Here is a 26,343-nt window from a genome sequence, read left to right as displayed (position 1 = left end):
TATCAGCCGGCGAGCTTGCTTCAGACTTTGGCTGAGGGAGGTCGGTCTTTCGTCACTTTAGTAGCGATGGTAGGGCTGCTAGCTCCTCTAGGGTTTTGGATTCCCCTTGCGATTCTCATCGCAGTCATACCTCAGATAGTTGTTTCTTTCCAGTATGAGACAAAGATTTGGCTAACTCTGTTTGAGAACAGTCCACAAGCCCGGCGGATGCAGTATTGCACTTCAGTCATGCTCACTGATACCTATGCCAAGGAAGTACGGTTGTTTAAGCTAAGTTCGTTCTTTACAAATTTATACCTGCAAGCATTTCGGTCTCTACATCAATCTATGCGTCATCTGAGGGGTAAGCAAGCCCTTTGGTCTTCTAGCTTGGCGTTCGGGAGTACTATAGGAAATGGTTTTGCCTTCTACTGGGTAGTGCAGCAGGCTTTTAGAGGACGGCTCAGCCCAGGAAGCGTACTCCTTTTCCTAGAATCACTGGCTTATCTCCAGCGAAATCTTGAAGAATTGGTCAGAAACTCCCTAGAACTCTACGAGAATTTGCTCTATATGCAGCAGTTTTTCAGCTTCCTAGACAGTAAACCACCAATGGCACTGTGCGTCCCTGGAAAGCCCGTGCCCGATCCGATTCGGTCGGGCATTACTTTTGAGAAAGTTCACTTTTGCTACCCAGACAATCGCTCTGCTTTGGTGGATGTTTCTTTTACCCTTTACCCTGGTGAAACAGTCGCAATAGTTGGGGAAAATGGAGCAGGCAAAACTACCCTAGTGAAGCTACTCACCAGACTATATGATCCCACAGATGGGGTTGTTTTGGTCGATGGTGTAGATTTAAGGGAATTAAATTTAGATGAGTGGCGGCGGCAGATTGCGGGAGTGTTTCAAGACTTTGGTCGCTACGCGCTCACCATAGGGGAGAATATTGCTTTGGGAGACATTCAAGCTCTGGATGACCCAAAACGCCTTAGGCGTGCAGCCCAAAAAGCTGGTCTAGCAGAACTGGTTGAGAAATTTCCTCAAGGAGAGGACACACCCTTGGGCAAACAGTTTGGCGGGACAGAGCTTTCCGGAGGAGAGTGGCAAAAGTTATCCCTCGCCCGCGCCTTCGTGCGGGAACAAGCCCAGCTACTGATCCTTGATGAGCCTACTGCTGCACTTGACCCCCGTAGCGAGTACGAAGTTTACCGCCGCTTTGTTGAGCTAGCTCAGGGCAAAACTACCATCCTGATTACCCATCGACTAGCTTCAGTGCGTATGGCTGACCGTATCTTAGTCATGAAGGCTGGTCATTTAATCGAGTCGGGCACCCACCAAGAACTTTTACAGCGCAAAGGTGAGTATGCTACTCTTTGGAATATGCAGGCAAAGCAGTACGACCTTTAAGCTGTTGTTTTTTCTGCTGCCTTTCTAAACGTATTCAAAGGTGTCGATTTTTGGGTGCCATTTTGGAGCGCTCCTTGGCTGGTTGTTTAAGCTGCAGCTACATAACCCAAGTCCTTTGGAGCAAGATAGAGATGAACAACCAGCCCATCTTTGAACCATAGGACTTACGCAAGTGTCATACATCACTTGTGCCCAACGATTGATCGCAAATGATATTGACAAACTCCTCCTCCTTGTGGAATGAAACAGCCCTGCTTTTCAGAGCGTCCAAAGCGTCAGCTTTCAGCCCGATGGAGAGTTAAGAATAGTCACTATAGGACAAGAACTCCCTTCCATCATACATAAAGTTTTTTTGTCTAATTTTTCAGGAAAATCGACTGTCCTGAGTCATGACACATCAAAAGTTAGGACTCATATCAATTTCAATGCTGATGGCAGCTTAATTGCCACCGCGTCATACGCAAATGTCGTCCTTTGGGACTTACAAGGCAGGCAGTTGATGGAATTTAAAGCATATGAAGATGAAATTAAAAGCATCAGCTTTAGTGCTAATGGCAGTAAGTTGGCTGTCAGCTGTCATTGGCAAGGACGGTAAAGTTAAGTTATGGCAGCTAGGAGGATTAGATGAACTGCTAGAACGGGGTTGTGAACGAGTGCGTGGTTATCTAGCTACCCTTGATGAGAAAAATAGCGATCGCCATCTCTGTGACAATATACCATCAGCCCCCATAAATCCCGACAAGTAGGTTTAACTACTCGTCATTCTTCTTCAAACTAAGCATTCGCCCTCGCAATCGCAGCCGCAACCTCACGAAACTTGCGCGGATCGCCTTCTGGCAAGGGTTGTTCCTGACGCTTACGCGCATAAAGTTTTTCGAGAGTTGCTTGCCAGTCGATGTCCAAAGTGCTGACAGTTGCAGCAGTTGCCTTATCCAGTACCTCAACGGCATACTCCTGAATTTCTCTCTGCGCCAGCCAAATGCGAGCAATGACTGTGAGATTGTCTTCAGATTCCACCTGGCGGTCAAAATGTGTTATAATTTCCATCGCCCAATCGGTATGAGAGATAGCGACGGCGATCGCCAATTTCTGCAACGCAGTCACCGCTGCATAACGCACCACCCATTCGTGGTCTTGGGACACTTGTAGTAGAGTCTCTAGCACCTGAGTTTGTGCGCTTTTAAGTTGCTCTGGTGGTAAATCTTCCCAGGCGATCGTACCTAATCCTCTCGCAGCAGCTCGCCGAACACTGAAAGAAAAGTCATTTTTTGCCGCATCAAGCAACGTCTCCAATCCTCGTGGATCGCCAATTCCAGCAAGGGCGCGAATTGCCCAAGCCCTAGCACCATAGTTGTAGCCATCCAGCAATTCCATCAGGGGCGTTACTGCTGGCTTGCCGATTTGAATTAATCCCTCAACGGCTGCAACCGCCGCCCCTGGGTTGTTGTAGCCTAGCGCTGCAATCAGGGTTGGAATCGCCGCTTCCAGACGGGCAGCTGACAATTGCTCGACAGCTTCCAGTAGACGGGCAGAGGAGTCTGCTTCTTCAACAGCGCGGATTAGGGTTTGGGCAAGATTAGCAGTCATAAACTTAATTTTTAATATAGGGATGGCTGGACGTTGAATTTTTTATATAGTCTGAGTTCTTTGTATTGTTTCAATTTTAGACTAGTCGCTGGTCAATAATGAATGAACTCATAAATGAGGTTTGTGCTATTGTGAAGTGTATCCAAGCAAAAGAATTATGACTCCTGTAGTAAAAGAATTCCTAAGCACCTTTGATCGCTTGCCAGACTCAGAGCGGCTAGAGATTGCATTGGAAATTTTGAAGCGGGTGATTCATGTAGATTTTCCGCCTTTATCGGATGAAGATTTAGTCTTAAATGCTGAAGCAATTTTTTTAGAGTTAGATAAGCAAGAAGCTGCCCATGAAAAATCCTGATCGTGGAGAGGTATGGCTCGTCGATCTAGGCTATGCAGCAAAAGTTAGACCATGTTTGGTTATTAGTATTCCAGCTTTGGAACAAGATCGTGCCTTGGTAACCTTAGTTCCTCACACAACTAGCCCACGTGGTTCGAGATTTGAAGTAGAGGTCAAAGTCAACTTCCTTCGATCTGGAGTGTTTGATGTGCAGAACATCATTACAATTCCTCATGCAAAGTTACTGCGAAAGTTAGGAAGTTTGACGCCAAAGCAAATGGCACAAGTGGAAGAAGTATTACTCTTGTGGTTAGGATTTAACGAAGCAAGCACTGAAAACGAGGATTAATCTGTGTGTCGCTTGCTGCGGCATCATACTAAAGTAGCCCATCCATTAACGTCATCACCCGAACAGCACCCTCAGATAATTCATTGGAAGGTGACATATAAATCTGGTGTTCCAGCAGTCCTTTAAGCGCGATCAATTTTAGACTGTTTTCAGCAAGAGTTTGGGAAATTGCCTCTGCTGCTGGCAAGTAGCCGATCGCACCCAAGTCTGCAAGCGCAGATCGACGTAGTTGCAAATCTTTACCTGCCAACGCTTGCACCAGGCGTTCTCCATAAATCATATCCTGAGTTAACTGGTACATGGCTCGTGCAGCAGCATACTGAATCCGCTCGATTGGATGCTCCAAAAACGGCTGAATCAGGGGAACGGCTATGGTTGCTCCTAAGGTTCCTAAAGCTTCTAAGATGGCATCGTAGGGTTGAGAAAAGTCTGGCTGATTGCTGACGAGTTGTCTCCCTTGTAAACCTGCTTTGAGTAGCTCAATGAGATTAGGAATACAAACTGGATCGCCCAGCATCTCTAGTGATTGAGCCGCAGCTTCCCGGACATAAAAATCTGAGCAGTTTAAAGACTGAATCAGCGGTAGCACTGCTTGGCGATCGCCCAACTTTCCCAATGCCCTAGCAGCGTTCCGTCGCAACGGGTATCCGCCTTCCTCTGTGCGATCGGCTTCGTCCTCTAATGCTTGGATGAGGGTTGAAATCGCTGCGGGTTCCTGTACCCGAAATCTGCCTAGCCACCAAGCTGCATACATCCGCAACCCCAAGTCTTCTCCCTGGAGGTTGGCGATCGCCTGCTCGACAGTTAAAGATTCACTGCTACTCGATTCATTTGGATCAAACGTGTCTAAACCCATAATATCAGTCATTTCTCACAGCTTATTGATGATTCTCCTATGGAAAATCGGCAATCAGCAGCTGGAAACTTCCATAGCTGATTGCCGGTGATAGTTTTTTCCACCAAAGGACGACTCACCAAAGGGGACTACAATGGTGTGATGCTGGCTATCTTGCCCCCTTCACGTTGCACCCGTTGCATGTAATCTGATAGCTGATCATAAGGAATGACAACAGCTTTGTTGCTGCGGCGTACACGTGGGTATTTGGGGGTTAAAAGAGCAGATACTTCCACACGGTACAAGCGACGATCTCCATAAATGGTTGAGCCACCGAAGGCAGTATTGGGAGTGACTCCTTTGGCTGAGGGACGATAGCCAAAGCCAGGGCTACCTGGTGCGACAACTGCCGATGCGGTATTGCGTCCCAACTCTGTGGCTAGGTGTGGAGAATTGCCAGCAAACTGAGCGCGATCGCTGTTGGCATAACCCCGATACAATTGGAACATCCGGCTAAATCCAACAGTTTTCTGTCCAGTTTGAGTCGCAAAGCCGCGATAATAGGGGACTATGTATTCGCCAAAGTTTCCTTGATACTCAGGTGAATCAATGTAGGAATCAATGTCGGCGTCGTAACCTTTGTTTTGATACAAATCCAAGTGATGGATGATTTCAGCTTCGTCATATGGTGCCCGACCCAACAAGTGCTTATAATTCAGTTCAATGGTTCGGGTTTGGAAACTGTTATAGAAAAACTTGGATTTATACAGTTCTGATTTAGCCACTTGCCGGACAAATTCTTGCACTGTAATCTTGCCATTTGTCAGGAGCGATTCCATACTGGTGAGGCGTTGCGATGCCATTAAATAATCGTTGCCCAACAGCTGACGATAGACAGCGGCAATAACATTCTGGACATCTCCCGGACTACGCAGTTCCACAGGGGAAAAATCACTAAAGGCAGAGGTTCCAAGGCGGGATGCTTCTGTTGTAATAGCCATTTAAAAAATCTCCTTATGAACCTAGTTCATCATTTGTCATTGTCCTTTGCCTAATACCAATGACTAATGACTAATGACTAATGACTGACTAAGAAAGTGTAATGCTCATAACCTTGAAGCCCTTGCTGTTCAGTTGTTGCAACTTGCTGGAAAGCTGCTCAAAAGGCACAACAACTTCACTCGTAGCACGCCGAAGCACGGCTGATTTGGAAGATGGTGGTTGCATAATCCGCAGTCGGTAGGTACTTCCACCACGGCTACCTGTTGAGATACCAGTCAACGACCCACTGGAGGCTGCGTAGATGGGTGAGGCGGTATTCTGAGCTACTTCCCGAGTCAGCCGTCCTTGATTTTGTTTTTGGGCGCGATCGCTACTGGAATAGCCCCGGAACAGTTGGAACATCCGGCTAAACCCGACATTTTTCTGACCAACTTGAGTCGTAAAGCCTCGATGGTAGGGTACTATATTTTCGCCAAAATTTTCTTGATATTCGTCGCTGTCAATGTAAGAATCAATGTCTGCCTCAAAGCCGCGCTCATCCAATATCTGACTGTGACAGACCATTTCACTGTAGTCATTTGGAGCACGACCAAGCAAATGCTTGAAGTTCAACTCAATGGTGCGGTAACGGTAGCAATTGTCAAAGAACCGCTCGCGGTACAAATCCGACTTGGCAACCAGCCGCACAAACTCGCGAACCGATATCTCACCGCGCTTGAGTTGAGATTCCGGGACAACGAGTCGCTCACTTTCCATGACATAGGAATTGCCCAATACTTGTCGATAGACTGCCCGGATGACCACCTCGACATCTTCTGCGCTGTCATTAGAGTGCAGTTCTATCCATGCTGAAGCCTCGCTTGGTGTAATCCCTAGTCGTTCCGATCCAGCGAAAACCGCCATATTTGCCTCCCTCTTTTAACTGCCAACTTGACAATTTTTTCCAGGCATTTCTTACAGTTACTAGTTATCAGTTATCAGTTATCAGTTATCAGTTATCAGTTATCAGTTATCAAAGAGAAATACGGATTCGTTTCTTTTGTTCCCTGTTCCCTGTTCCCTGTTCCCTGTTCCCTGTTCCCTGTTCCCTGTTCCCTGTTTTAATGTGCCTTATCGGAATAAAGCAGCCCGGTAAAGTGAACAACTACATCATCAATCATCATGATTGCTAACAAAGCTGTTTACCTTACCGGGCCTGTGTGTGTTTACTAGCTTAGACAGTTAATAGCGTAGTCGAGGTAAGAGTTAGCTTCTACAGCTGGATCGCCGCTGAGACCGTGGTTAGCTTTAATGTACTTGAGTGCTTCAACGTACCAGCTAGGAGATAGGTCGAAGGTCTTGTTAATTTCAGCTAATCCAGCAATCAAGTAATCATCCATTGGACCTGTACCACCAACAACCAAGCAGTAGGTGACCATCCGCAGGTAGTAACCGATGTCACGGACGCACTTTGCCTTTCCACGGGAATCAGCTGCATACTGAGGTCCCTGCATTTGGGTGGTGTAGGGATATTTTTGGTATACCGCATTTGCAGCACCTTCAGCCAAACTTTGAGCTTTAGAGGTCAAAGCTTTAGCAGCTTCCAAGCTAGCGCTAGCTTGACGGAAGCGACCAAAGGCAACTTGGACTTCTGTGCTGCTTAGGAAACGTCCTTGGGAATCAGCAGCGCTAACGGCTTCAGTGAGTGGAGTTTTCATTGCTTTTTCTATCTCTTGTATTGTTTTACAAAGTTTTGCTTGAAAGCGAGTTTGTCTAAAGTCATTTGTCTACAGTCATTTGTCTCAAGTTAATGATCAATGACTCATGACTATTGAGCTGACTAATAGATTTAAGCAACTGCAGAAGCTGCACGATCAAAATAGCCAGCGACTTCTGACATTAACGCGCTGCAATCTCCTCTGGTGATACCGTTGGTGTCATTCGCAATTTTTAACGCTGCTTCTTTCATTTTTTGAACACCCACTGCCACAGAAGCACCGGGGGTTCCTAGCGCCAAGTATGTTTCCTTCAGACCGTTCAGACAGCGATCGTCGAGTACGCTAGCATCTCCAGAAAAAATAGCGTAGGTGACATAACGCAAGATAATTTCCATGTCGCGTAAGCAAGCTGCCATCCGACGGTTGGTATAAGCATTGCCACCAGGAGCGATCAGCTGGGGTTGTTCTGCAAACAGACTGCGAGCTGCATCAGCAACGATCGCGGAGGAATTGCTGGTAATGCGGTTGACAGTATCCATCCGCTTGTTGCCATCTGCAACCATTGCTGACAGAGCATCCAATTGACCAGCGCTCAGGTATTCACCTCGTGCATCGGCTTGAGAAACAACTTTTGCAAATGCGTCTAGCATAAATTTGGTCTCCTAATTCCTTTGTTTTAGTTACGATTTCGTTGTCAAACGACATCGTTCTAGAGTGAATTTTGCCTGTGTGGGCAGCTTAGAAAGGCTATACAGTGATATTGGGCATCAGAGTTCTCAGCAATTCTCAGATTTACCTGTTTCAGAGTGTTGAGAACAGTGTTAAGTTCTTTAACGAATCTGAGACTAACTTCTCTCCTCCCTATGTTATAGGAAAATGAGTCTGAGAAAACAACAACTGAGCCATAATTTGCTTCTCATTTTTGCCTTCCTAAATCTTTATACAATGTAAGGGGGAACTTTGTGTGTTAAAAGTTGTTAGAACTTACTATTTTTTTACAAACGGTAACAATCTAGATGCAGCTTAGCTTTTAAGCTTGACAATACGTACCATAGTTACACCACTTTTGCGCCGTGGCAACGAAGAAAAGTAGACTAAACGTTACATTAAATGACATTGAACGGGAGAAGTTAGAAAAGCTCGCCGAAGAGTCTGGACTCTCCCTATCTCGTACGATCGCCCAATTAATTCGCAAAGCAAAGCTTAAGCCAAATGATAAGGAAAGTTAACGCTTAACAGGGAACAGGGAACGCTTAACAGGGAACTCTTAACGCTTAACTCTTAATTCTGAACGCTTAACTCTTAACAGAACCTCGTAAAATCTCACTTTTGCAAGAGGTCTATTCTGTGCAGGATAACTGCTGAGTGTTAACTGACAACTGATTCGGTCAGCTTTCTCTCTAGGTCAAACAGGAAGCCATGAATGTATTCCTCTGTCCACTCTTCGCCGTAAAAACGCCTGAACATTCCTCGTGCGGGGTCTTTTTCGGCACGATACCGCAAATAGCGCAATTGTGCCTGCTTGATCCTAGCTAGGGCTTGAGCATCCATCACAGGTTCTGCCTGTTCTACAAAATCCAAGTATGCTTTGAGATAGTCTTTAAACGCAGCAAACACATGAGTTTCAACAACAGTAGTCTCTTTGGGGCGAGTCCAAAGGAATGCTGGCGAAAAGAAGGGGCTGGCTTCTTCGGGGAAGTCTCCACCCCACGGTAGGTGTTGCTGATGAGTGTGAAAGATGGGCAGAATGGGTGCGGTATACTTTGCCTGATAGTCCGGATCATCCCGGAACAACGGTTGCATATCCAGGGCAATCAGGTGTCCTCCTGGCAAGGTTACTAAGTCTGCCCCAAAAAAAGGCAGATCGTAGTTCAGATGAGGAAAAATAACGAAATTGAGAACCTGGAGAGATTGACCACCTTGTACGTGCGCTGCCCGAATCTGTCGAAGTTTCGGTGCACAAAAGCCATGACTGGTCGTGACAACTTCCTCCTGATTCTTGCCCTTGCCCGTGATAGCACTTTTGTATTCAAACCCTGAAGGGATGGGATAGGGCATGAGTTCTAATCGCGATTGCAAATAGGCGATCGCATAATCGAGAAACGGTTGATAAAGAGTCATTGGTTATTAGTTATTAGTCATTAGTCATTAGTCATCAGTCATTAATTTTTTTTAACAAAGGACTTTTGACAGATCACAAGCGGCAAAAAACTACTTTTTGGCGGTAGCGGCTAATGGGACTGCATCTTCAAATAAAAACCCGTAGAGGAAGCGTTCTGCCCACTCATGACCAAAGTAACTGCTGAATAGACCTGATGCTGGATCGCGATCGGCACTGTATTGGTCGTAGTCTTTTTGGGCTTTTACGATTCGCGCAATGTCTTCTGGATCTTTTTGAGGTTCCGCCTCATCTAGCATTTGCCAGTACAAATTCAAGTAGTCCTTGAACGCCGCAAGTAACCGTGTCGCCACGGTTTCAGGATCTGTCTTGGCAAATAGCAGGTATTTAGAGAAATATTGGTTGGCGTCATAAAACTTCATCTCTAAATTTTGTGCCAAATCTGGATATTTAGCATGTAGGAATTTTAATGGCTCAATGTACTTGCGCTGATACGCCTCATCTTGGAACAGAGGCTGGAAATCAAGCACAACCAGGTTTTTGATTTTGCCAAACGACAGAAAGTCTACTCCCAACAAGGGTAAGTCGTAGTCATAGCTAGGATAAATAACGCTATTGAGAATTTGGGCGCTTTCGCCCGCATCAATGTAGGTATAGCGAATTTTCCGCAATTGATGGCATTGATAGCACCAGCTTTGAATGGTTGCTGGGTTTCTGCCGCGATCGCTGACCTTCAATTCTAAACCAGTAGGGATTGCCCGATTTTGTAAATTAAATCTGTTAAACAGTTCATTTTCTAGATGTTTTACAAAGGGCTTGTACATTGATATTAATCCATATTTATAAGACTTTCTCGACAATAAAGGATTATGAGAACGTCTGTCCCATTTGTTAACAAGGACGCAATAATTTGTGACATACTGCAGTCGCTGAACCTAGCGCTTACCCTTTAACTTAATTTCCTGATGCCCTTGCCAAATTCTTCTGAATCAGTTGCTCTAACGTTGCCTCTGATACGCAACGACGCTCTGAGCCATAGGTCATCATATATACACCATTCATCGTCCGCACGGTGCTAACACGCACGCGAAAGTCATCGGTAATGAACCAGCACCGTTCTTGTCCCTGGTTAATGTCATATTCTGTGTCGATTGTCAAAATGCCGTCTTTACCAAACCAGTACCGACTAATAACGGGCATTTTTTCCACGTAGCCGCGATCGCGGATGAGTTTTCCAGACAACAGACTTTCATCATCGGGCACATCAACTAGCACCGCCGCTTGGTCTGGATTAGGTTCGCGATTGTCCTGGTTTTCTTGCCACATAAAACTGCCTCCCCCCATTCCCTTGGCAGGATCAATTCCTTGTTGTTCACAAATCGCTTTGACTCTTGGATCTTCCCGTTCAACGACTTGAACAATCAAATTTGACTCCCCAGACTGATCCGCCGCCAGGTCAAAATGGTGGACAGTGCGTTGGGTAAACCACGTGCCTTGACTCTTACGAAAGAAGTCCATCATATTCATGGGTGGAATCAGGCGCATTTCTAACCTCAACAGCAGAAAAAATATAAAGGAATGTAACAAGAATTTATCTGATGTCCCACATTGTACACTTTTATCAGTTATCAGTTACCAGTGATCAGGGAGGTCAAGAAATCGCTGACTCTGTTCACCCTTCGGGTATGCGCAAAGCGCACGCCTTACGGCTTTAGCCCTCTGGGCGTGCGCTTTGCGCATACGCCAGTCGCCTACGGCGGGAAAACGCCTCATGCGCGCTGGACTCACTGTTTACTGTTTACTGTTGACTGTTCACTGTTTTCCCCTACTCTAAGCGCTCCTCAAAGAAAATGACTGCAAAAAACTCCAATATTTCCTTATCTAGTAACATCGCAGCCCTCAAAGCAGGAGAGGCTCTCAATCATGAAGATTTGTATCAGTCCGATCTTAGGGGACTCGATTTGCAACGAGCAAACCTGCGTCAGGCAAATCTGATTGGAGCTAATCTGAGTGGGACAATGCTGTGTGAAGCAGATCTGAGTGGTGCGGATCTGCGTAAGGCTGACTTGCAGGGCGCTGATTTGAGCAATGCCAATTTGCAAGGAGCCTTTTTGCACCGGGCATATCTTCAGAAGGCAAATTTCAGCGGGGCGAATTTGGAAGGAGCCAAACTACAAGCAGCTCGATATGACCAACACACGATTTGGCCCGAAGGATTTACTTACAAAACCTGTGGGGCAATTGGTCCTGGTGCCAATCTCAGCGGTGCCCATCTCAACACTGCCAATTTGAGAGATGCCGATTTGAGGAATGCAAATCTGCTAGGGGCATATCTGTGTGGCGCAGATCTCACTGGAGCAAATTTACAGAATGCACGCCTGAGTGGTGCGGATTTACGGTTAGCGTATTTGACAGGAGCTGACTTACGCAATGCGCGACTAAATAATGTAGATTTACAAGGGGCTGATTTGAGAGCAAGCAACTTCAGTGGTGTTGAAATCGAGTACCTTCAGAGTATTGCTGGGGCAGATTTTACTCTTGTTCAAGGATTAAGTGAGGCGATAAGAGCAATCCTGCTCAGACGTCCTGCTTCAGAATTGGATGCTTGGAATTCCTTTACTCGCAGAACAACGCGTCAGAGTTTAGAAGTTGGTGATAGCGCAAACAAATAAGCCAGGACTTACGCAAAAATAACGTACTTGCACCCGTTGCGACGAGGAGTGCCCAATCTCACAGTCTTGTTCTTTCATAACTCGTGCGTGAGTCCTATAGGCGTTACATTTTTGCGGGATAATTTTATTTTCTTTGCTTACAATAAAACTATTTTCTCGTTCCTTGTCTCTGGCAAGGAATGCATAACTGTGGGTTGCTGCCTTTATATAATTGTTGGGAGGTGAGGAGAGCGCGAATGACATGGAACAAGCAAACTTAGTCTTGGAAACAATGAATTTGTATTTCTGTAATAACAGAGGAAAGCAATGGCAACTTTTGAAGTTATAGCACAAGAAGGATTGCGCTTAGTCAAGGTTATTTTGCAAGACGAAACCGTGAGAACGGAGTCTGGTGCTTTGTACTATATGCGTGGCAAGATTACCATGCAATCTAAAGCACCAACAGCCGGTAGTTTTTTAAAATCTCTAGCAACAGGTGAAAATATTTTTAGACCCACTTATACAGGAACAGGTGAATTATATTTGGAGCCTTCTTTATCTGGATTTCATATCATGGAATTAAATGGCAGTGAATGGATTTTAGATAGAGGAGCATACTGGGCAAGTGATGGTTCTGTAGAAGTCAGTGTTGAGAGAAATAAATTATTTTCTGGTTTAATCGGTGGCGAAGGTTTGTTTCAAACTAAAGTCAAAGGTAGAGGTAAAGTGGTCATGGTAGCGCAAGGACCTGTTGAAGAAGTGCATTTGCAAAATGACCGCTTGGTTGTGGATGGTAATTTTGCGATTGCTCGCACGAACACCCTAAATTATCGAGTTGAAAAAGCTACTAAGTCTATTTTCGGTTCGATGACTTCGGGTGAGTTTTTAGTCAATACTTTTGAGGGAACTGGTACTGTGCTACTTGCTCCTGTTCCTTATTGGGGAGTGATGTTGCTGCGTCAGATTAACTCAGCGCGTCCGACAAATACTTCTGGTTCAGAATAATTAGGAAAGTGGAGAAAAGAAAGGAATTAGAAAATTTCTCGTTCCTTGTCTCTGGCAAGGAATGCATAACTGTGGGCTGCTGCCTCAATATATCAATATAATTGTTGGGAGGCAGAGCCTCCTGTAGTGCATTCCCATGCAGAGCATAGGAACGAGAGAGCCTAAAGGTCTTGTCAGACTGGACTTTTGTCTCAATTGAAAAAACCTTTAAATAAGTTTGTAAATTATTGCACCAGTTTCTTGATGATTAGCAGCTTCTAATAAACCTTCAGCACATAAGCTCTCAATAGTTTGCTTGACTTCTACAATAGGTTTACCAGTGGCAATCACACAATCTGTAACGGATATGTTCCCACCGTTATTTTTCGCTAATTCTAGAATTAGTTGGAGATCAGACTTAGTAGATAGTGGCTTATTAGTATTGGCATTTGGAGCTATGTAGTCAGCTACATTAATGACAACCTGTTGAGTATTTGAAATATTGTTACTATTCGGGCTACCATGAAGCATCCTATATTTAAGATTTTGATCTTCAACCATTCCTGGAATTAGCGCTAAATCTACAAGCTGACCAAGACCAAATAACCCAAATGTAAACAGCCACACTATTCCACTAACATACTTGCCACTGTAAAAACGGTGGGTTCCAGCAAGTCCAAAAATACAAGTGAACCAAAGAAGATAAGCGAGTCCTGTACTTCTCATAAGAATTACCTTTGTAACTATGTATGTTTTCTGTGTTATTTTTTACTTAAATCAAAGATATATAGCGTTCTCATTTAGATGAAGTACATATTTATCGGTGTACTTTGCCATAAGCCTTACGGGTATGCACGGAGCGTACCCCCTGTGGGCGTACGCCAGTTCCTCTAGCCTGGGGCATTTACATCTGCGTACCCTCCGGGAAGCCCTCCGGGTTCGGGGGTAACTCCTTCGGAGACGCTGCGCGAACGCAATCGACGGAAACCGCCAAGACTGCGACCCCCTCACCGCCTCCGGCGTCTACATCTACGGTTCCCTAACTCCTTGATGTATTGCACCCAATTGAAAACTTCTATACAAATTATAATTAGTACAAACACCTGACTGACATCAGGATTTTTAGAATTAAATCTGTAAATTTCAATACATTAAATTACTGATATTGATTTCCAAGCGCTTTAACCAAGTGGAGCAACGCTTACAGAATGACATACATATTGCTACGAACTTGTGCAATCCTGTACTAAGCAATAATTCTGATAAAGTACCACTACGCGATGACTCACCACATTCTCAAAGCCACCAAGGAAACTGTGCATCTAGGTGGGTTTTCTCATCTTCTAGAACCAGCACTGATTGTTGACTCTGGCGATACAGTTGAAATAGAAACATACACTGGTTACTACGTTCACGACAAAGCACCACCAGAGTTTCTCACACCTGCATTTTTGGATATTTGTCAAAATCTTCCCTCAGAACGCAAAGTTGCAGCAGGACCACATTTACTGACAGGACCAATTTATGTGCAAGGTGCGGAACCTGGAGATGTTTTGGAAGTCAAACTAGAAGCAATAACACCGAGTTTACCTGTTGGCTTCAATGCGATTCGGACAGGTTGGGGAGCATTACCACATCAATTTCATCAACCAGCTTTGAGATTTATTCCTCTTGATTTAGAACATAACATTACAGAATTTCCAATTGATAGTGGTATCAAAATTCCCCTCAAACCCTTTTTTGGTATTCTGGGTGTCGCGACTACGGAAGCATCCCGAAACTCAATTCCTCCTGGTAATTATGGTGGTAATATTGATAACCAGGAACTCCAAGCTGGGACTAAGATTTTTCTGCCAATCTTTGTTCTTGGTGCTTTATTTTCTATTGGTGACGGACATTCAGTACAGGGAGACGGGGAAGTTAATGTTACCGCAATTGAGACTTCAATGAACGGCACGATTCAGTTGAAAGTTCGCAAGGATTTACAATTGACAATGCCAATTGCCGAAACTCCTACAGATATTATCACAATGGGATTTGGTCAAACATTAGATGAAGCTTTGGAACTGGCTTTAAAAAACATGATTGACTTGTTAGAACGCTTCATCAATTTGTCGGCGGAAGATGCTTATGTTTTGTGTAGTTTAGCCGTGAATTTTCGCATTACTCAAGTTGTAAACAGTCCGCAAAAAGGTGTTCATGGAATGTTATCAAAGTCCATTTTGCCTAAAGCAATTGAACTATAGCAATCTTATTTTATTTGTGAAAATTATTTCTTTTCACTAACCCCATAGACGCGTAGCGGTGAGACAGCACCGCAGTACTGGCTCCTCCGGAGACACTTCGCATACGGCGATAGCCGTGGCCGTACCCACTAGGCATACCCGCAGGGTAGACGCCGAGAGCGCCAACAAGGGCTGTATTACTTATGAGCCGACGTGCTTATTTAACTAACGAACAAAGTGAAATTCGACAGCAATACGGTATACTTCACAGTTGTGAGGATTGATATTTTGTATCTAAATTAACTCATTTTGTTATAAATTAAGTATAATCTACATTGAACCTACAACTTAAGGCTTAGGATTACTGAATCTGCAAGCCTGAGCTTGGCTTATCTATTAATTTCTGAGGCTCATTATGCAATTAAGATTGCGTTCCTTCTCAACTCGTGAGGAACAAAACATTGATAGATTATTAAATCTTGATACGAACTTACTTTATGTTGAATTTGGTCAGCAAATTGGTTCTTTAGGACCAGCAAATGATATTACATCTCAAGTAAAACAATGGATAGTTGATAGAAGAGAGGATATATATCAAAAAATTTGTATTGAGGGAAATTATTGTTTATTTATAAAACAAAATAAAAATGCCAGTCGTATAGCAATAATAATTGCTATAGGTGATTTGCTTGCAACTGTTTTTTCATTAATTCCTGTAAATACTCTAGCAGTGCTACTAACTAGAGAATTTCTAGATGATTTCTGCAATTGTATAGATAACTGAAGTTTAGTTTCATGAATCTCATCAACTCTGAGTTGTCTCTACAGTTTTTTTATATTGACAAACAAATTTTAGTTGTTTGTACAGGGTCAAGTGGTGAAGCATATTCCTTTATCAAAGAATCTGATGTAAAAGCTTTGATAAAAAGGTCAATATTAGTACATCAGCATATTGATAAATTTTTTCCAAAAGACTCAATACTATTTGAGTCAAATCATAATTCAATTGAACAGGGTGAGGCGATCAAAGATGCAAGCTCTCCCGTAAACTTAGATACAACAGGATTAGGTAATCGTGTATTAAATTCCAAGCAGGAACGAGAAAAGTTGTCTAGTAATTTGAAACAGCTAGGAACACTTTTATTTAAAAATGTATTCAATCACCAGATTTTGGATTTATTAAATGTAGCAATTGGTCAAGCGATACGGTTGAAGAATGACGTTCTAATCAGGTTAATGATAGCTAGCGACTTTCTTAATCTTGTTCCGTGGGAACTATTCTATAATGAGGATAGGTATTTGTGTCATGTCTATGATATAGTTAGACACCCTTTCACACTTCAACCTGTCAGAAAACCAATATCTAGCAGCGAAAACATTCGATTGTTATTCATAGGTGCTAATCCTTCACATGATATTTATGTACAGGGACAAATAGAGGCAGTTCAAGCTGCCTTAGAAGAAAGTAGCATTCAGTTTGAAAAACTCCCAGATAGTACGTATAAAAGTATTGCAAACAGCATCTATGACGGTATAACTATCCTTCATTTTCTAGCTCATGGTGAGTGCGAGTACGATGGTAACCATCTCAAGTATTACTTTCGTATAGATAGCGAAGATGAAAATAAACCGTATGATAAACTACCAATAGAAATGTTAGAAAGTTTTTGTCGTGCCAATCCAATGCAAGTTGCAGTTTTAAATGCTTGTAGGTCAGATCAAGCTATTATGTACAGTAAATCTAAGTCTGGTAAAAAATTAACCAATAGATTAACTGAATCTGGTTACTATAGTATGGCACATGCACTAATTAAAACAGGTATTCCATGTGTTATTGGCATGTCTCATCCAATATCAAAAATAGGAGCAGAAATATTAACCAGAAGACTTTACAGAACACTTACTTCTAAAGGTGGTAGTATTTACAAGGCTGTTAGACAAATAAGGCTTGAATTATTTGCTCATACAGATTTTCTTCCACCGTCAGATTGGTTGACTCCAGTTTTATATTTACGAAACTCGAACTATAACGGTTTGATTCAGACTCAATAAATTATCATTATAGAAGTCCGGTAATGGAGAATTTTGACCTAAAAATTATTCCAGTAAATGATCATGTAGCTATTCTCGCTGAATCTAACTTCGGAGAAGCAACTATTCAAGTCGCTAAAAAGTTTTTTGATGAAATGGCTGACACATCGAATGACCTTCGATTACTCTATAGTCGCCTTCTAAGAAGGAGTATTTCAAGAAAGAGCATTGAGTCAGAAGTTGAAAAATTTGGAATCAGTCTATTTAATGAAATCTTCAAAGGTGAAATTCTAAGCCTCCTAAATAGAACTATAGGAGGAGCAACAGATTCACAAATCAATCTTCGTTTAATGCTTGGTCAACCAATGCTAAATACTATTCATTGGGAAGTTATGCGTTTTCGTAACGAATATATTGGCTTTAGACATAACCTAATTAGACACCCATTTGTGCCAAAACCTGTTAATATCCCTGGTGAACGTAGAGAAAAGTTACATATCCTGATTGTCAGCGTAGATCCTTTTTCTCAGAGAGGTAAAGATGTTCTTGATAAAGAGCACGAAACTCTAGTCAATATGCTCAAGGGCTTTGGAGAGCAGATCAGGATCTCAGAACTAAGGGATGAGAGAGCAACTGTAGAAAACATCAAGGATATTCTGTTTGAAGGTGTAGATATATTTCACTTCGGTGGTCATGGATTTCTGGACAGTAGAAATCCAATGGAAAGCTCGTTAATTGTCTGGAGGAGCGAAAGTAGTAATAATTGGAATATTCCAGGTAGAGAATTTGGGAACCTATCTATCCGTTTGTTAACGACATTAGCAGCAAATCAAAGCCTGGGCTTTTGTTTTCTTAATGCATGTGACACTGCTCGCTCTGTAGAAACTGACACTGTAGAAGGAATGTCTAGTAACAACGTGGATGACATCCTTAGAGGAGGAGCTAATGATTTTGTTAACATGGCTCACAACCTAATTCAAGCAGGAGTTCCAATTGTGTTAGCAACTAATCATGCTATTACATTTGAGGCTGGATACCAATTGAGTAAAAGGTTTTATACAAGTGTTTTGAAATACGGTAGAAGAGTAGATCAAGCTGTCAAAGATGCACGTGCAGAACTGTACATAGATGCCAATATACAAGATGCAGGTAGTGGATTCGATACTGTTGCATTCGGCGATTGGTCTTGTCCTGTTTTATATGCACGCTCACGTCAAATGGAGTTCGGAACCAAAAATCTAAGGTGGGAGCCAACTCTAGATATTTATACTATCCGTAATGTTGAGAAACCTCCTTTAGCTCTAGTAGGACATAATTTCTAAAAACCGTATTTTCATTCCTCATGGAACTTGCGTTGAATAAGCGTTTTACAGAAAACAAAAACACGGATTTTAACGATTAAGGACTACTAGTTGCTAGTTGAAGTATCAAGAACTTCTCTCTAGGATTCTAGTTTTTCTGAATTGGCTGTCAGCATGGGTTGACATTTTGAGACGAATTTTGGACATTACACGAGAGGGGATTTTCGTGGAATGACAGAAATTGTTCTGAAAATGTACACATGTGCTAACAGCCAATGCTGGGCTTGCGGATTGCGCCTACATTGGCTCTAACATTGCGTTACAAATTATTTTGCCATTAGGAAGAAAGTGAATTGACACTTCCTGCTATATTATCGATATCATATTTTTCTAGTTCCCCATGTAGGTTTTCTCCAGCAACTTGACACTGGCATAAATAGCATCAATATGGGGTGTGGGAGTTTGCGTCAGTCTTCCCAATTCTGCGACAGCGCCGACGATCGCATCCACTTCTGTTGGACGACACGCTTCAACATCCTGCAGCATCGAAGTTTTGTGAGCACCAACTTTTTGGGCACCTTCAATTCGTTGCTCTAAGGTGATGCCAAAATCAATTCCTAGCTTTTGAGCGATCGCCTGTGCTTCGCTCATCATCTGTCTTGCGAGTTCGCGAGTCAAAGGGTATTGGCAAATATGATCTAGTGTTGCACGCGTCAGGGCACTAATGGGATTGAACGCCAGGTTCCCCCACAACTTCACCCACATATCAGTCCGGATTTGAGTGCGTATGGGTGCTTTCAAACCTGCTGACTTCAAAGCTTGCGCTAACAACTGAATGCGTTCGGTTTTAGAAGCATCGATTTCACCCAAACTGAAGCGATCGCCCTCAATATGTTTAATCACACCTGGTTCAACTATCTCAGTTGCTGGGTAAACAACACAACCAATCACGCGCTCAACATTAATATGAGCTTCAATGGTACCATCCGGATCTACAGATTGAATCGCAGTTCCTTCATACTCGCCGCCGTGCTTGCGAAAGTACCACCAGGGAATGCCATTTTGAGCCGTCACTACCATTGTTTCTGGTTTATAGAGACAGGGGAGATGGGAGGCGATCGCCGCCACACTCGTAGTCTTGACAGCCAAAATCACCACATCCTGAGGTTCGGCTTGACTCATATCACTAGTTGCCATTGGGGTAGCTGTGTGGGTTGAGCCATCTGCCATAATCAGTTTCAGCCCATTTTTTTGAATTGCTTCTAAATGAGCACCACGAGCAATCAGCGTCACCTCATGACCAGAGAGGGCTAACTTTGCTCCTAAGTAACCACCAATAGCACCCGCGCCAACAATACAGATTTTCATGAGAACTCTTGCCAAAGTATTTTTTTTATATGGAACCACAGATTCACACTGTTGAATTATCTGTGTGAATCTATAGAAATCCCATCTGATTTGTGAAATTTTCTTTTGTTAACGAACCACGTTAGCGCAGCGTGTCCGAAGGACATAGGCACGAAGTACACGTAGACGCCCGGAGGGCGGCTTCCCGAAGGGTAGAAAAGAGAGAAGAAGATTTCACGAATAAATTAGGATTGCTATATGTTTATCTGTGTTCAGTCTCTATCTTGAGCAACTTCGCCATATTCAACCGTTGCAGCTTCCCTGTCGCCCCACGGGGTAGTTCATCCAAAATGTGAATTTGGTTAGGGAGTTTGAAGTCTGCCAATATGGTTGCACAGTAAGCCAAAAGTTCCTTTTCGCTGGTTTCACCCTTAAGAACGACAGCCGCATGAATATCTTCTCCCAACGATTTATGGGGTACAGCAAAAGCAAGGGCTTCAGCAACCGCAGGATGACGCAGCAGTATATCATCTACTTCTAGTGGAGAAATTTTTTCACCGCCTCGGTTAATCAATTCCTTAATCCGTCCAGTCAGGCGGAGGTATCCGTCAGCATCAAGTGTCCCCTGATCGCCAGTACGGAACCAACCATTGACAAAAGTAGTCGCATTGGCTTGCGGGTTATTTTCGTAACCATCAATCACATTTGGTCCTTTAACCACAACCTCACCCAAGCTTCCTTGAGAAAGTAAATTGCCATCTTCGTCCATAATACCGACTTCCACACCAAAGCCATAGCCAACCATGCCCGGTTTACGTACTTTAGGCGGTAGCGGATTAGTCGCCATCAAGTGAGCAGCTTCGGTCATGCTGTAAGATTCTAAGACAGGAGCATTGAGCGTTGCTTCCATCTGTTCGATAATGACAGGGGGAAGGGGAGCGCTGCTAGAGCGAATGAAGCGGAAGCGGTTCGCTTTGATAATGGCTTCGTTGCGGCTAGCTCGCGCTAGGATTGTTTGGTGCATGGTAGGTGCAGCCGAGTACCAAGTGGGTTTATAAGTTTCCACCAGTTTCCAAAAACTTAGGGCATTGAAACCATCGGGTATGACAAGCGTTCCGCCAGATGCCAGAGTCGCCAGCATACACCCTACCAGTCCGTGAATATGGAACAGAGGCATAAAACAGAGTGTTTTGTCAACTGCCGAGAGCGAGTATGCATCAACAATATTGTTAGCAGAAGCAATCAAGTTACGATGCCGAATCGGGACTCGCTTGGGACGACTCGTGGTACCGCTGGTGTGCAGAATCATTGCCACATCGTCGGAGTCGGGAAACTCTTGATTGCCCAAGGATTCCCCTTCCCCGGAAGCTGTTTTCACTAACTCAAAGCTTAATGTGCCGTTCTCGGTAACTTTAGCGTGAATGTGTATCATGTCGGGTGTGGCAGCTGCGATTGCGGCTTCTGGCACGTCAGGCAGCGTAATCAGTGCTTTTGCCTGAGTATCTTCGTAGTAGAAGGCAAATTCTTCTTGCTTGTATTTTGGATTGAGTGGTGCTGCGGTACCACATAAAGCAGCTGCAAGAAAGGTGAGTACCATTGGTACCCCGTTTGACATAGCAATGGCGATGCGTTCGCCCCGTTGCAAACCAAAACTGTTAAGTTGGGATACCAGTTCGACAATGTTTTCACGCAGTTGCTTGTAGGTAAGTGCTGATCCCTCAGGTGTAACTAGCGCCTTATGATTGTCTTCCCCTGCTAAAAGCTCAAATATGTTCATAGAAAATATTTGTATAGAAAATATTTGTGTTGATTTATCAATACGTGATTTTTCTGTGGTATCAATGCAATTTTTGCTACTTTGATAACCAATTTTATTGGTTATTCACACGACTTTATGGGTAATTGTTATTACAGCAATTTCTGGTACGAGAAAACACGCTTGGAGCCGCAATACAATATTTTAATATCTTTCTTAATATCCTATTTATGCAGCGTCGTAAGTTTCTAAAGTATACCACTTTAGCAGGAACTAGCTTTACATTTGCAGGCTGTACTCAGGGCAGTAAGTCTCAACCACAAGCTGAGGTATCTGTTCAAGCTTCGCCTATGGCGGCGAATGAACCTCTTAAGGTAGGATTTGTCTATGTTGAACCTGTGAATGATTTTGGATGGACTTATGCCCACGACTTGGGTCGTAGAGAAATGGAGGCAAATCTTCAGGAGAAGGTGAAAACAACTTTTGTGGAAAATGTCAGTGAAGGTGCGGACGCCCAGAGAGTCATTCGTCAACTGGCGTTAGAAGGTAATAAATTAATTTTTGCGACTTTTTTGGGCTACATGAATGCAACCCTTAAAGTAGCAAAAGAATTTCCCAATGTTCATTTTGAGCAGTGTAGTGGAGACAAACGCGCTACAAATGTCGGTACTTATCTGGGACGTTTTGAAGAAGCGCGATACTTAACGGGCATGATTGCTGGCAAAATAACAAAATCGAATGTGATTGGTTTTGTTGGTTCATACCCAATTCCTGAAGTCATTCGAGGGATAGGTGCGTTTACGCAAGGACTACGGCAAACAAATCCTAAAGCAAAAGTGAGAGTAGTCTGGGTGCAGAGTTGGTATGATCCAGCTAAAGAAAGAGAAGCAGCCCAAGCTTTGGTTAATTTAGGTGCTGATGTTCTGGCACAGCATACCAACTCTCCTGCCCCCATCCAACTAGCAGAGGAAAAAGGTATTTATGCTTTTGCCTACAACACCGATATGAGTCGATTTGGTGCAAAAGCTTGTTTAACATCAGCCCTGAATAAATGGGGTAAGTTTTATACAGATAAAGCCTTGGCTGTTATCAATGGTACTTGGAAGCCTGAGGAGGTTTGGTATGGAATTGCTCAAGAAATGGTGGATATTTCGCCCTTGAATCCTGTCATTCCTCAAGATGTTCAGCAACTGGTGCAAGCATTGCGTGATGAATTTATCAGAGGTGTTGCACATCCTTTTGATGGCCCAGTGAAAGACCAAAAGGGTGTGGTGCGAGTCCCGAAGGGTCAGGTGTTGGGTGATAAGGAACAACGAGCGATGGATTGGTATGTAGAAGGAATTGAAGGGTTAATTCCAAAGGTACAATCGTGAAGGGTAAGAAACTCTTGCCTCCGTCCTTCCTGATTACCTGATCTGTTATATATAGACATTAATACTTAATGCTCTGTGTCTTTTTTATGTAAATAATCATAAGACAAGGTTTTTTTGCGACTTTATTAATTAAGATGAGAAGTTAGTGCAGTCTTTTCCTTGTTGTGCTAACCCATGAACTTTTCTTTTGCTCAGGATGTGTCAGTTTATCAGCAGTTGGCTTCAGGGATGCAAGCGCTTCCCCAACTATTGCCTCATAGTCCTGCGACTCTGCTGTCACAATTGAAGTCACAAATTGATTTACTCATTGAGCAACAGATTGCAGCTACTTTATGGGTTAAGCTACCACCAGGAAAAATTTGGCACTCAGAAATTCAGCGTTATCAGCAACAACTGACGATGTCTGGTGTGATTCGTACTTTGCACATTCAGGAAAGCAAAACAGGAGTACAGGAACAACAAACTCCCCCATCCTCACGGCAGGGGCGCGCCGCTGGCACTCAACAAGGAAACTCTCCTGTGTTGACACAGACGCCACGCCAAAGCAGCACCCCTGTGCAGGAGACACGCGACAACTCTTGGCACGGGAATGCATCCCCTACCTCCTCATCTTCCGAATCTTTTCTGGTAAATAGCATGCCAAATAGCCAGTTGCAACGAGAATACTTTGTGATGGTGTTGTCGTCGCAGTATTGCTGTCTGATTCTAGCTCATAGACCATTTAGAACACGTAAAAACAATTTAGCTAAAGCAAACAGAAAAAAAACTGCACCGTTACTTGCTGTGACGATTTTTGAGGGAGAAATTATTCAAAAAGTGCTAAATGTAATGAAATCCGCCATCACGCCACAGTCATCCCTACTTATGCCTGCTGATTTTATTTGTCCCTCAGCACCAGATCCAAGACTTCTCAGTCAACTGTTTGCAAAACAACTTCAGCAACAGGATGAAATTTATCGTCAAAGAACGATAAAGCGTCTTGCTAACATGCAGCAGAAAAATCAAAAACTCCAAGAGAATCTGCAACTCAAAGATGAATATTTGAGCAATGTCTGTCAGGAATTACGTGCACCTCTAACACACATGAAGACAGCTTTGAGTCTTTTAAATTCCCCTAATTTGAAAATGATTCAGCGACAACGTTATTTTCAAATGCTTAAACAAGAGTGCGATCGCCAAAATGCTCTGATTACTGGAGTCTTCGATATGGTACAGTTAGAGCGCAATTTACCACGGATGCCTTTGGAGGTTGTACGTCTTTCGGAAGTTGTGCCTGGAGTCGTTAGTATTTACCAGCCCCTAGCCCGAGAAAAAGGTATCATGCTAGGTTATACCGTACCAACTGAACTTCCCGCTGTTTGGTGTGTGAGTGGTGGACTGAGGCAAATTGTGATTAATTTGCTTTTTAACAGCATTAAGTTCACCCCCAAAGGTGGACAGGTTTGGGTACAAGGACGTGTTCAGGGTGATTATGTCCAATTGGAATTTCGCGATACTGGTATTGGTATTGCTGATAGCGAGATTCCTAAAATCTTTGAGCGTTTCTATCGCTTACGTCCAACCACAACAGAAGATTCTGGTGGTGTTGGCTTAGGCTTACCAATTGTACAATTATTGCTATCTCGCTGTAGTGGTTGTATTTCTGTCAAAAGTAAGCTAAATGAGGGTTCCATTTTTACAGTGCAGTTGGCGATTGCCTACGGCAGAGCTGCGCTTAACGCTCCCGGCGATGCCTCATAAGACTCTCTTTGAGATGAGTTTTAAATGAAAGCTTACGTTTATCACCTTAATCTGCAATTAAGGTGATAACCGCTGTCATGAAAATTTGTCAACATCAAACTGTTTGCCACTTCTTTTTCAAGAGTGCAACAAACGTGGCATACCCCTCTGAAAAGTGGGGTGGATCCGGCAGAACATACTCTGGAAATTCCTTATAGTACCGCCAAGGTTCTGATGAACTGTGTCGCAGGTGCAACACACAATCTGTCGTCCCTGGGAGTTTCCACGTCATTTGACCTGGGAGAGTGTCAGACATAAATAACCTCTTAAATATGAGCGAAACAACTGCATTTTAGTGTTTTTGTGTTTATGGTTTTTTACAGACAAGTCAAGAAAATATGTCAATATTTATACTTTTTTAGTCCGATTTTGACAATAGCTACGTAGAAGTCTTTTTGATGGACTTTTGGAACTCCATGAATTTTTTTGCAAATTCAACAGAATTATGTATTTATATGATAGCGTTCCCTCCTTGGATACTGTCTGCCAAGGAGAGGAATTCTTTTTGCTTCAATTGGCTGACATTACTGCTGAAGCAAGTTTTCTAGTGCAGCGGCGACGACTTGATGATCAGGGTCTTGGCGGAGTTGCCTGAGGGCTTCTTTTGCCTGCGGATGATCAAACCGCTTCAGCGCGTGAACAACGTGTATGCGAATCTGTTTAGACTCTGAACCAACCAGCGCCAACAATTGAGACAAAGCGGGTTCCTCAAGACTTGTGAGAGCAAATGTACCAAGCGCATCTATAGCATCTGCCTGTACACTAGAATCTTCTCCTGCTAAAGCTTGGATGCAGACTTCAAACAATTCCTCAGGACACTCCAGATCAAGCAAAACTGCCAGAATACTACGTCGCACTAACCAGTGATCATCGCGAAAAAAAGTCAAAACCAGATGAGACGCAGCGACTCTGCCAAACAAAGAAAGAGAACTCGCAGCCTCTGCCCGGACATTGGGGGTGTTGTCAAATTTCATCAACTCCAGCAAGGCAGCGAAGGATTCAGCAGTCTGCTGCTTGCCCAGTCCCATAGCAACGAACGATCGCACCAAAAATTCCGAATCACGAAGTTTGCTGGTGAGTAGGGGAACGGCTATCTCTGGTGTATAGTCTTTGAGGGCGGCGATCGCTTTCAATCGATATTGAAAATCAGAATTATTTAAAGCAGTTTTGATTTCGTGAATATCCATAGCAACATATGGCACAACTTCACCATCACTGTAATCAAAAAGGTTTGCTTGGTGGTGACGTGATCTGAGAAAATCGAGCGTAGACTTTATATAAATACAAATTTAGGAAAAACTCAAAATGACTGAAACTTCAGAACACACGCCAACAGAACAAGAACTGAGCGAAGTCATTGCAGAATTTGAAGAATATCGGGAAAGGTTGATTAGCCAAACTCTAGCAACGGCGCAAAAGGCTAAAGTCATGAAGGCAACCGCACTCGCTCAACTTGAGCCGGAACTTGCCAAAATTGATGCTGTGCTCAAAGAACTCCGTGATCGCGAAACGACTTCGTAAACTTCAGTCAGGAAAAGGGAACAGGGAACAGGGAACAGGGAACAGGGAACAGGACGGATGGTGTTTCTT

Annotated in this window: 29 protein-coding genes; 15 read left to right on the top strand and 14 right to left on the bottom strand. The window is 43.5% G+C overall.

The features are described from left to right. From DP116_RS04170 to DP116_RS04160, 3 genes are all read left to right on the top strand, one after another. On the top strand, positions 1 to 1,383 hold a 1,383-nt coding region (locus tag DP116_RS04170; protein WP_246275475.1), incomplete at its 5' end, for an ABC transporter ATP-binding protein. 352 nt (positions 1,384 to 1,735) lie between these two features. Further along, complete coding sequence (locus tag DP116_RS30240; protein WP_169153972.1) at positions 1,736 to 1,978, top strand: hypothetical protein; 243 nt, start codon at positions 1,736 to 1,738, stop codon at positions 1,976 to 1,978. After that, entirely contained in the window at positions 1,899 to 2,129 is a 231-nt protein-coding gene (locus DP116_RS04160) for a hypothetical protein (RefSeq protein WP_169153943.1), read from the top strand. The genes DP116_RS30240 and DP116_RS04160 overlap by 80 nt, the downstream gene beginning before the upstream one ends. 28 nt (positions 2,130 to 2,157) lie before the next feature. Here DP116_RS04160 and cpcF read toward each other — a convergent pair whose 3' ends face one another. After that, a complete protein-coding gene (gene cpcF, locus DP116_RS04155) occupies positions 2,158 to 2,970 on the bottom strand; it encodes a C-phycocyanin alpha-cysteine-84 phycocyanobilin lyase subunit CpcF (protein ID WP_169153971.1) in 813 nt (270 codons plus the stop codon). Positions 2,971 to 3,127: 157 nt separating this feature from the next. Here cpcF and DP116_RS04150 point away from each other — a divergent pair, with 157 nt between their 5' ends. Continuing rightward, complete coding sequence (locus DP116_RS04150) at positions 3,128 to 3,325, top strand: hypothetical protein (protein WP_169153970.1); 198 nt, start codon at positions 3,128 to 3,130, stop codon at positions 3,323 to 3,325. Then, a complete protein-coding gene (locus tag DP116_RS04145; RefSeq protein ID WP_169153969.1) occupies positions 3,312 to 3,653 on the top strand; it encodes a type II toxin-antitoxin system PemK/MazF family toxin in 342 nt (113 codons plus the stop codon). The genes DP116_RS04150 and DP116_RS04145 overlap by 14 nt, the downstream gene beginning before the upstream one ends. A 28-nt stretch (positions 3,654 to 3,681) precedes the next feature. On the opposite strand, the gene cpcE is transcribed toward DP116_RS04145, so the two are convergent. From cpcE to cpcB, 5 genes are all read right to left on the bottom strand, one after another. Next, entirely contained in the window at positions 3,682 to 4,521 is an 840-nt protein-coding gene (gene cpcE / locus DP116_RS04140; RefSeq protein ID WP_246275474.1) for a C-phycocyanin alpha-cysteine-84 phycocyanobilin lyase subunit CpcE, read from the bottom strand. 116 nt (positions 4,522 to 4,637) lie between these two features. Continuing rightward, the gene (locus tag DP116_RS04135; RefSeq protein WP_169153968.1) at positions 4,638 to 5,489 is read right to left on the bottom strand and encodes a phycobilisome linker polypeptide; all 852 of its coding nucleotides are present in this window, start codon (positions 5,487 to 5,489) and stop codon (positions 4,638 to 4,640) included. An 88-nt stretch (positions 5,490 to 5,577) separates the two neighbouring features. After that, entirely contained in the window at positions 5,578 to 6,393 is an 816-nt protein-coding gene (locus DP116_RS04130) for a phycobilisome rod-core linker polypeptide (RefSeq protein WP_169153967.1), read from the bottom strand. Between the two features lie 305 nt (positions 6,394 to 6,698). Beyond that, positions 6,699 to 7,187 (bottom strand): C-phycocyanin subunit alpha, encoded by a 489-nt coding sequence (cpcA, locus tag DP116_RS04125; protein WP_169153966.1) that lies wholly within the window; start codon positions 7,185 to 7,187, stop codon positions 6,699 to 6,701. Positions 7,188 to 7,318: 131 nt separating this feature from the next. Further along, entirely contained in the window at positions 7,319 to 7,837 is a 519-nt protein-coding gene (gene cpcB / locus DP116_RS04120) for a C-phycocyanin subunit beta (protein WP_169153965.1), read from the bottom strand. 423 nt (positions 7,838 to 8,260) lie between these two features. On the opposite strand from cpcB, the gene DP116_RS04115 reads away from it, so the two are divergent. Beyond that, positions 8,261 to 8,416, top strand: coding sequence for a ribbon-helix-helix protein, CopG family (locus DP116_RS04115; protein ID WP_071654251.1), 156 nt, complete (start codon positions 8,261 to 8,263; stop codon positions 8,414 to 8,416). A 139-nt stretch (positions 8,417 to 8,555) separates the two neighbouring features. Here the strand turns inward: DP116_RS04115 and DP116_RS04110 are convergent, their stop codons facing one another. From DP116_RS04110 to DP116_RS04100, 3 genes are all read right to left on the bottom strand, one after another. Further along, entirely contained in the window at positions 8,556 to 9,308 is a 753-nt protein-coding gene (locus tag DP116_RS04110) for a phycoerythrobilin:ferredoxin oxidoreductase (protein ID WP_169153964.1), read from the bottom strand. A gap of 90 nt (positions 9,309 to 9,398) precedes the next feature. Beyond that, on the bottom strand, positions 9,399 to 10,130 hold the full coding sequence (locus DP116_RS04105) for a 15,16-dihydrobiliverdin:ferredoxin oxidoreductase (protein WP_169153963.1): 732 nt from the start codon (positions 10,128 to 10,130) through the stop codon (positions 9,399 to 9,401). Positions 10,131 to 10,260: 130 nt separating this feature from the next. Then, positions 10,261 to 10,851 carry a phycobiliprotein lyase gene (locus DP116_RS04100; RefSeq protein ID WP_169153962.1) on the bottom strand — a complete coding sequence of 197 codons (591 nt, stop codon included), beginning with the start codon at positions 10,849 to 10,851 and terminating at the stop codon, positions 10,261 to 10,263. 305 nt (positions 10,852 to 11,156) lie between these two features. Between DP116_RS04100 and DP116_RS04095 the strand changes: the two genes are divergently transcribed. After that, a complete protein-coding gene (locus tag DP116_RS04095; protein ID WP_169153961.1) occupies positions 11,157 to 11,978 on the top strand; it encodes a pentapeptide repeat-containing protein in 822 nt (273 codons plus the stop codon). 306 nt (positions 11,979 to 12,284) lie between these two features. Then, entirely contained in the window at positions 12,285 to 12,962 is a 678-nt protein-coding gene (locus DP116_RS04090) for an AIM24 family protein (protein WP_169153960.1), read from the top strand. Between the two features lie 207 nt (positions 12,963 to 13,169). Here the strand turns inward: DP116_RS04090 and DP116_RS04085 are convergent, their stop codons facing one another. Next, complete coding sequence (locus DP116_RS04085) at positions 13,170 to 13,667, bottom strand: NINE protein (RefSeq protein ID WP_169153959.1); 498 nt, start codon at positions 13,665 to 13,667, stop codon at positions 13,170 to 13,172. Between the two features lie 554 nt (positions 13,668 to 14,221). Between DP116_RS04085 and DP116_RS04080 the strand changes: the two genes are divergently transcribed. The 4 genes from DP116_RS04080 (at position 14,222) to DP116_RS04065 (ending at position 18,519) form a co-directional block, all read left to right on the top strand. Continuing rightward, positions 14,222 to 15,187 carry an acetamidase/formamidase family protein gene (locus tag DP116_RS04080; protein ID WP_169153958.1) on the top strand — a complete coding sequence of 322 codons (966 nt, stop codon included), beginning with the start codon at positions 14,222 to 14,224 and terminating at the stop codon, positions 15,185 to 15,187. Positions 15,188 to 15,581: 394 nt separating this feature from the next. Then, complete coding sequence (locus tag DP116_RS04075) at positions 15,582 to 15,950, top strand: hypothetical protein (protein WP_169153957.1); 369 nt, start codon at positions 15,582 to 15,584, stop codon at positions 15,948 to 15,950. Between the two features lie 11 nt (positions 15,951 to 15,961). Continuing rightward, entirely contained in the window at positions 15,962 to 17,218 is a 1,257-nt protein-coding gene (locus DP116_RS04070; RefSeq protein WP_169153956.1) for a CHAT domain-containing protein, read from the top strand. Between the two features lie 23 nt (positions 17,219 to 17,241). Further along, positions 17,242 to 18,519 carry a CHAT domain-containing protein gene (locus tag DP116_RS04065; protein WP_169153955.1) on the top strand — a complete coding sequence of 426 codons (1,278 nt, stop codon included), beginning with the start codon at positions 17,242 to 17,244 and terminating at the stop codon, positions 18,517 to 18,519. 369 nt (positions 18,520 to 18,888) lie between these two features. On the opposite strand, the gene DP116_RS04060 is transcribed toward DP116_RS04065, so the two are convergent. Together DP116_RS04060 and DP116_RS04055 are read right to left on the bottom strand one after the other, a co-directional pair. Then, positions 18,889 to 19,866, bottom strand: coding sequence for a 2-dehydropantoate 2-reductase (locus tag DP116_RS04060; RefSeq protein ID WP_169153954.1), 978 nt, complete (start codon positions 19,864 to 19,866; stop codon positions 18,889 to 18,891). Between the two features lie 241 nt (positions 19,867 to 20,107). Then, positions 20,108 to 21,622: an acyl--CoA ligase gene (locus DP116_RS04055; protein WP_169153953.1), complete on the bottom strand. Its 1,515-nt coding sequence runs from the start codon at positions 21,620 to 21,622 to the stop codon at positions 20,108 to 20,110. A 209-nt stretch (positions 21,623 to 21,831) separates the two neighbouring features. On the opposite strand from DP116_RS04055, the gene DP116_RS04050 reads away from it, so the two are divergent. Further along, positions 21,832 to 22,974 (top strand): BMP family ABC transporter substrate-binding protein, encoded by a 1,143-nt coding sequence (locus DP116_RS04050; RefSeq protein WP_169153952.1) that lies wholly within the window; start codon positions 21,832 to 21,834, stop codon positions 22,972 to 22,974. Between the two features lie 174 nt (positions 22,975 to 23,148). Next, a complete protein-coding gene (locus DP116_RS04045; RefSeq protein ID WP_169153951.1) occupies positions 23,149 to 24,714 on the top strand; it encodes a DICT sensory domain-containing protein in 1,566 nt (521 codons plus the stop codon). Between the two features lie 94 nt (positions 24,715 to 24,808). Here the strand turns inward: DP116_RS04045 and DP116_RS04040 are convergent, their stop codons facing one another. Next, complete coding sequence (locus DP116_RS04040) at positions 24,809 to 25,009, bottom strand: hypothetical protein (RefSeq protein ID WP_071654263.1); 201 nt, start codon at positions 25,007 to 25,009, stop codon at positions 24,809 to 24,811. Positions 25,010 to 25,277: 268 nt separating this feature from the next. Next, positions 25,278 to 25,955: a HEAT repeat domain-containing protein gene (locus DP116_RS04035; RefSeq protein WP_339381606.1), complete on the bottom strand. Its 678-nt coding sequence runs from the start codon at positions 25,953 to 25,955 to the stop codon at positions 25,278 to 25,280. Between the two features lie 103 nt (positions 25,956 to 26,058). Here DP116_RS04035 and DP116_RS04030 point away from each other — a divergent pair, with 103 nt between their 5' ends. Beyond that, entirely contained in the window at positions 26,059 to 26,274 is a 216-nt protein-coding gene (locus DP116_RS04030; RefSeq protein ID WP_169153950.1) for a DUF8630 family protein, read from the top strand. Positions 26,275 to 26,343: the final 69 nt, after the last annotated feature.

It is taken from the genome of Brasilonema bromeliae SPC951 (genome assembly GCF_012912135.1).
GTDB classification, from domain to species: Bacteria; Cyanobacteriota; Cyanobacteriia; order Cyanobacteriales; family Nostocaceae; genus Brasilonema; species Brasilonema bromeliae.
The sequence above is the reverse complement of the archived record's forward strand: the minus strand, read 5'-3'. Positions and strand labels throughout refer to the sequence as shown.

Excerpts from the sequence above, each read along its gene's own strand:
- DP116_RS04160 (WP_169153943.1), top strand. The coding sequence starts at position 1,899 with ATGAAGATGAAATTAAAAGCATCAGCTTTAGTGCTAATGGCAGTAAGT.
- cpcF (WP_169153971.1), bottom strand. The coding sequence starts at position 2,970 with ATGACTGCTAATCTTGCCCAAACCCTAATCCGCGCTGTTGAAGAAGCA.
- DP116_RS04150 (WP_169153970.1), top strand. The coding sequence starts at position 3,128 with ATGACTCCTGTAGTAAAAGAATTCCTAAGCACCTTTGATCGCTTGCCA.
- DP116_RS04145 (WP_169153969.1), top strand. The coding sequence starts at position 3,312 with ATGAAAAATCCTGATCGTGGAGAGGTATGGCTCGTCGATCTAGGCTAT.
- cpcE (WP_246275474.1), bottom strand. The coding sequence starts at position 4,521 with ATGACTGATATTATGGGTTTAGACACGTTTGATCCAAATGAATCGAGT.
- DP116_RS04135 (WP_169153968.1), bottom strand. The coding sequence starts at position 5,489 with ATGGCTATTACAACAGAAGCATCCCGCCTTGGAACCTCTGCCTTTAGT.
- DP116_RS04130 (WP_169153967.1), bottom strand. The coding sequence starts at position 6,393 with ATGGCGGTTTTCGCTGGATCGGAACGACTAGGGATTACACCAAGCGAG.
- cpcA (WP_169153966.1), bottom strand. The coding sequence starts at position 7,187 with ATGAAAACTCCACTCACTGAAGCCGTTAGCGCTGCTGATTCCCAAGGA.
- cpcB (WP_169153965.1), bottom strand. The coding sequence starts at position 7,837 with ATGCTAGACGCATTTGCAAAAGTTGTTTCTCAAGCCGATGCACGAGGT.
- DP116_RS04110 (WP_169153964.1), bottom strand. The coding sequence starts at position 9,308 with ATGACTCTTTATCAACCGTTTCTCGATTATGCGATCGCCTATTTGCAA.
- DP116_RS04105 (WP_169153963.1), bottom strand. The coding sequence starts at position 10,130 with ATGTACAAGCCCTTTGTAAAACATCTAGAAAATGAACTGTTTAACAGA.
- DP116_RS04100 (WP_169153962.1), bottom strand. The coding sequence starts at position 10,851 with ATGCGCCTGATTCCACCCATGAATATGATGGACTTCTTTCGTAAGAGT.
- DP116_RS04095 (WP_169153961.1), top strand. The coding sequence starts at position 11,157 with ATGACTGCAAAAAACTCCAATATTTCCTTATCTAGTAACATCGCAGCC.
- DP116_RS04090 (WP_169153960.1), top strand. The coding sequence starts at position 12,285 with ATGGCAACTTTTGAAGTTATAGCACAAGAAGGATTGCGCTTAGTCAAG.
- DP116_RS04085 (WP_169153959.1), bottom strand. The coding sequence starts at position 13,667 with ATGAGAAGTACAGGACTCGCTTATCTTCTTTGGTTCACTTGTATTTTT.
- DP116_RS04080 (WP_169153958.1), top strand. The coding sequence starts at position 14,222 with ATGACTCACCACATTCTCAAAGCCACCAAGGAAACTGTGCATCTAGGT.
- DP116_RS04075 (WP_169153957.1), top strand. The coding sequence starts at position 15,582 with ATGCAATTAAGATTGCGTTCCTTCTCAACTCGTGAGGAACAAAACATT.
- DP116_RS04070 (WP_169153956.1), top strand. The coding sequence starts at position 15,962 with ATGAATCTCATCAACTCTGAGTTGTCTCTACAGTTTTTTTATATTGAC.
- DP116_RS04065 (WP_169153955.1), top strand. The coding sequence starts at position 17,242 with ATGGAGAATTTTGACCTAAAAATTATTCCAGTAAATGATCATGTAGCT.
- DP116_RS04060 (WP_169153954.1), bottom strand. The coding sequence starts at position 19,866 with ATGAAAATCTGTATTGTTGGCGCGGGTGCTATTGGTGGTTACTTAGGA.
- DP116_RS04055 (WP_169153953.1), bottom strand. The coding sequence starts at position 21,622 with ATGAACATATTTGAGCTTTTAGCAGGGGAAGACAATCATAAGGCGCTA.
- DP116_RS04050 (WP_169153952.1), top strand. The coding sequence starts at position 21,832 with ATGCAGCGTCGTAAGTTTCTAAAGTATACCACTTTAGCAGGAACTAGC.
- DP116_RS04045 (WP_169153951.1), top strand. The coding sequence starts at position 23,149 with ATGAACTTTTCTTTTGCTCAGGATGTGTCAGTTTATCAGCAGTTGGCT.
- DP116_RS04040 (WP_071654263.1), bottom strand. The coding sequence starts at position 25,009 with ATGTCTGACACTCTCCCAGGTCAAATGACGTGGAAACTCCCAGGGACG.
- DP116_RS04030 (WP_169153950.1), top strand. The coding sequence starts at position 26,059 with ATGACTGAAACTTCAGAACACACGCCAACAGAACAAGAACTGAGCGAA.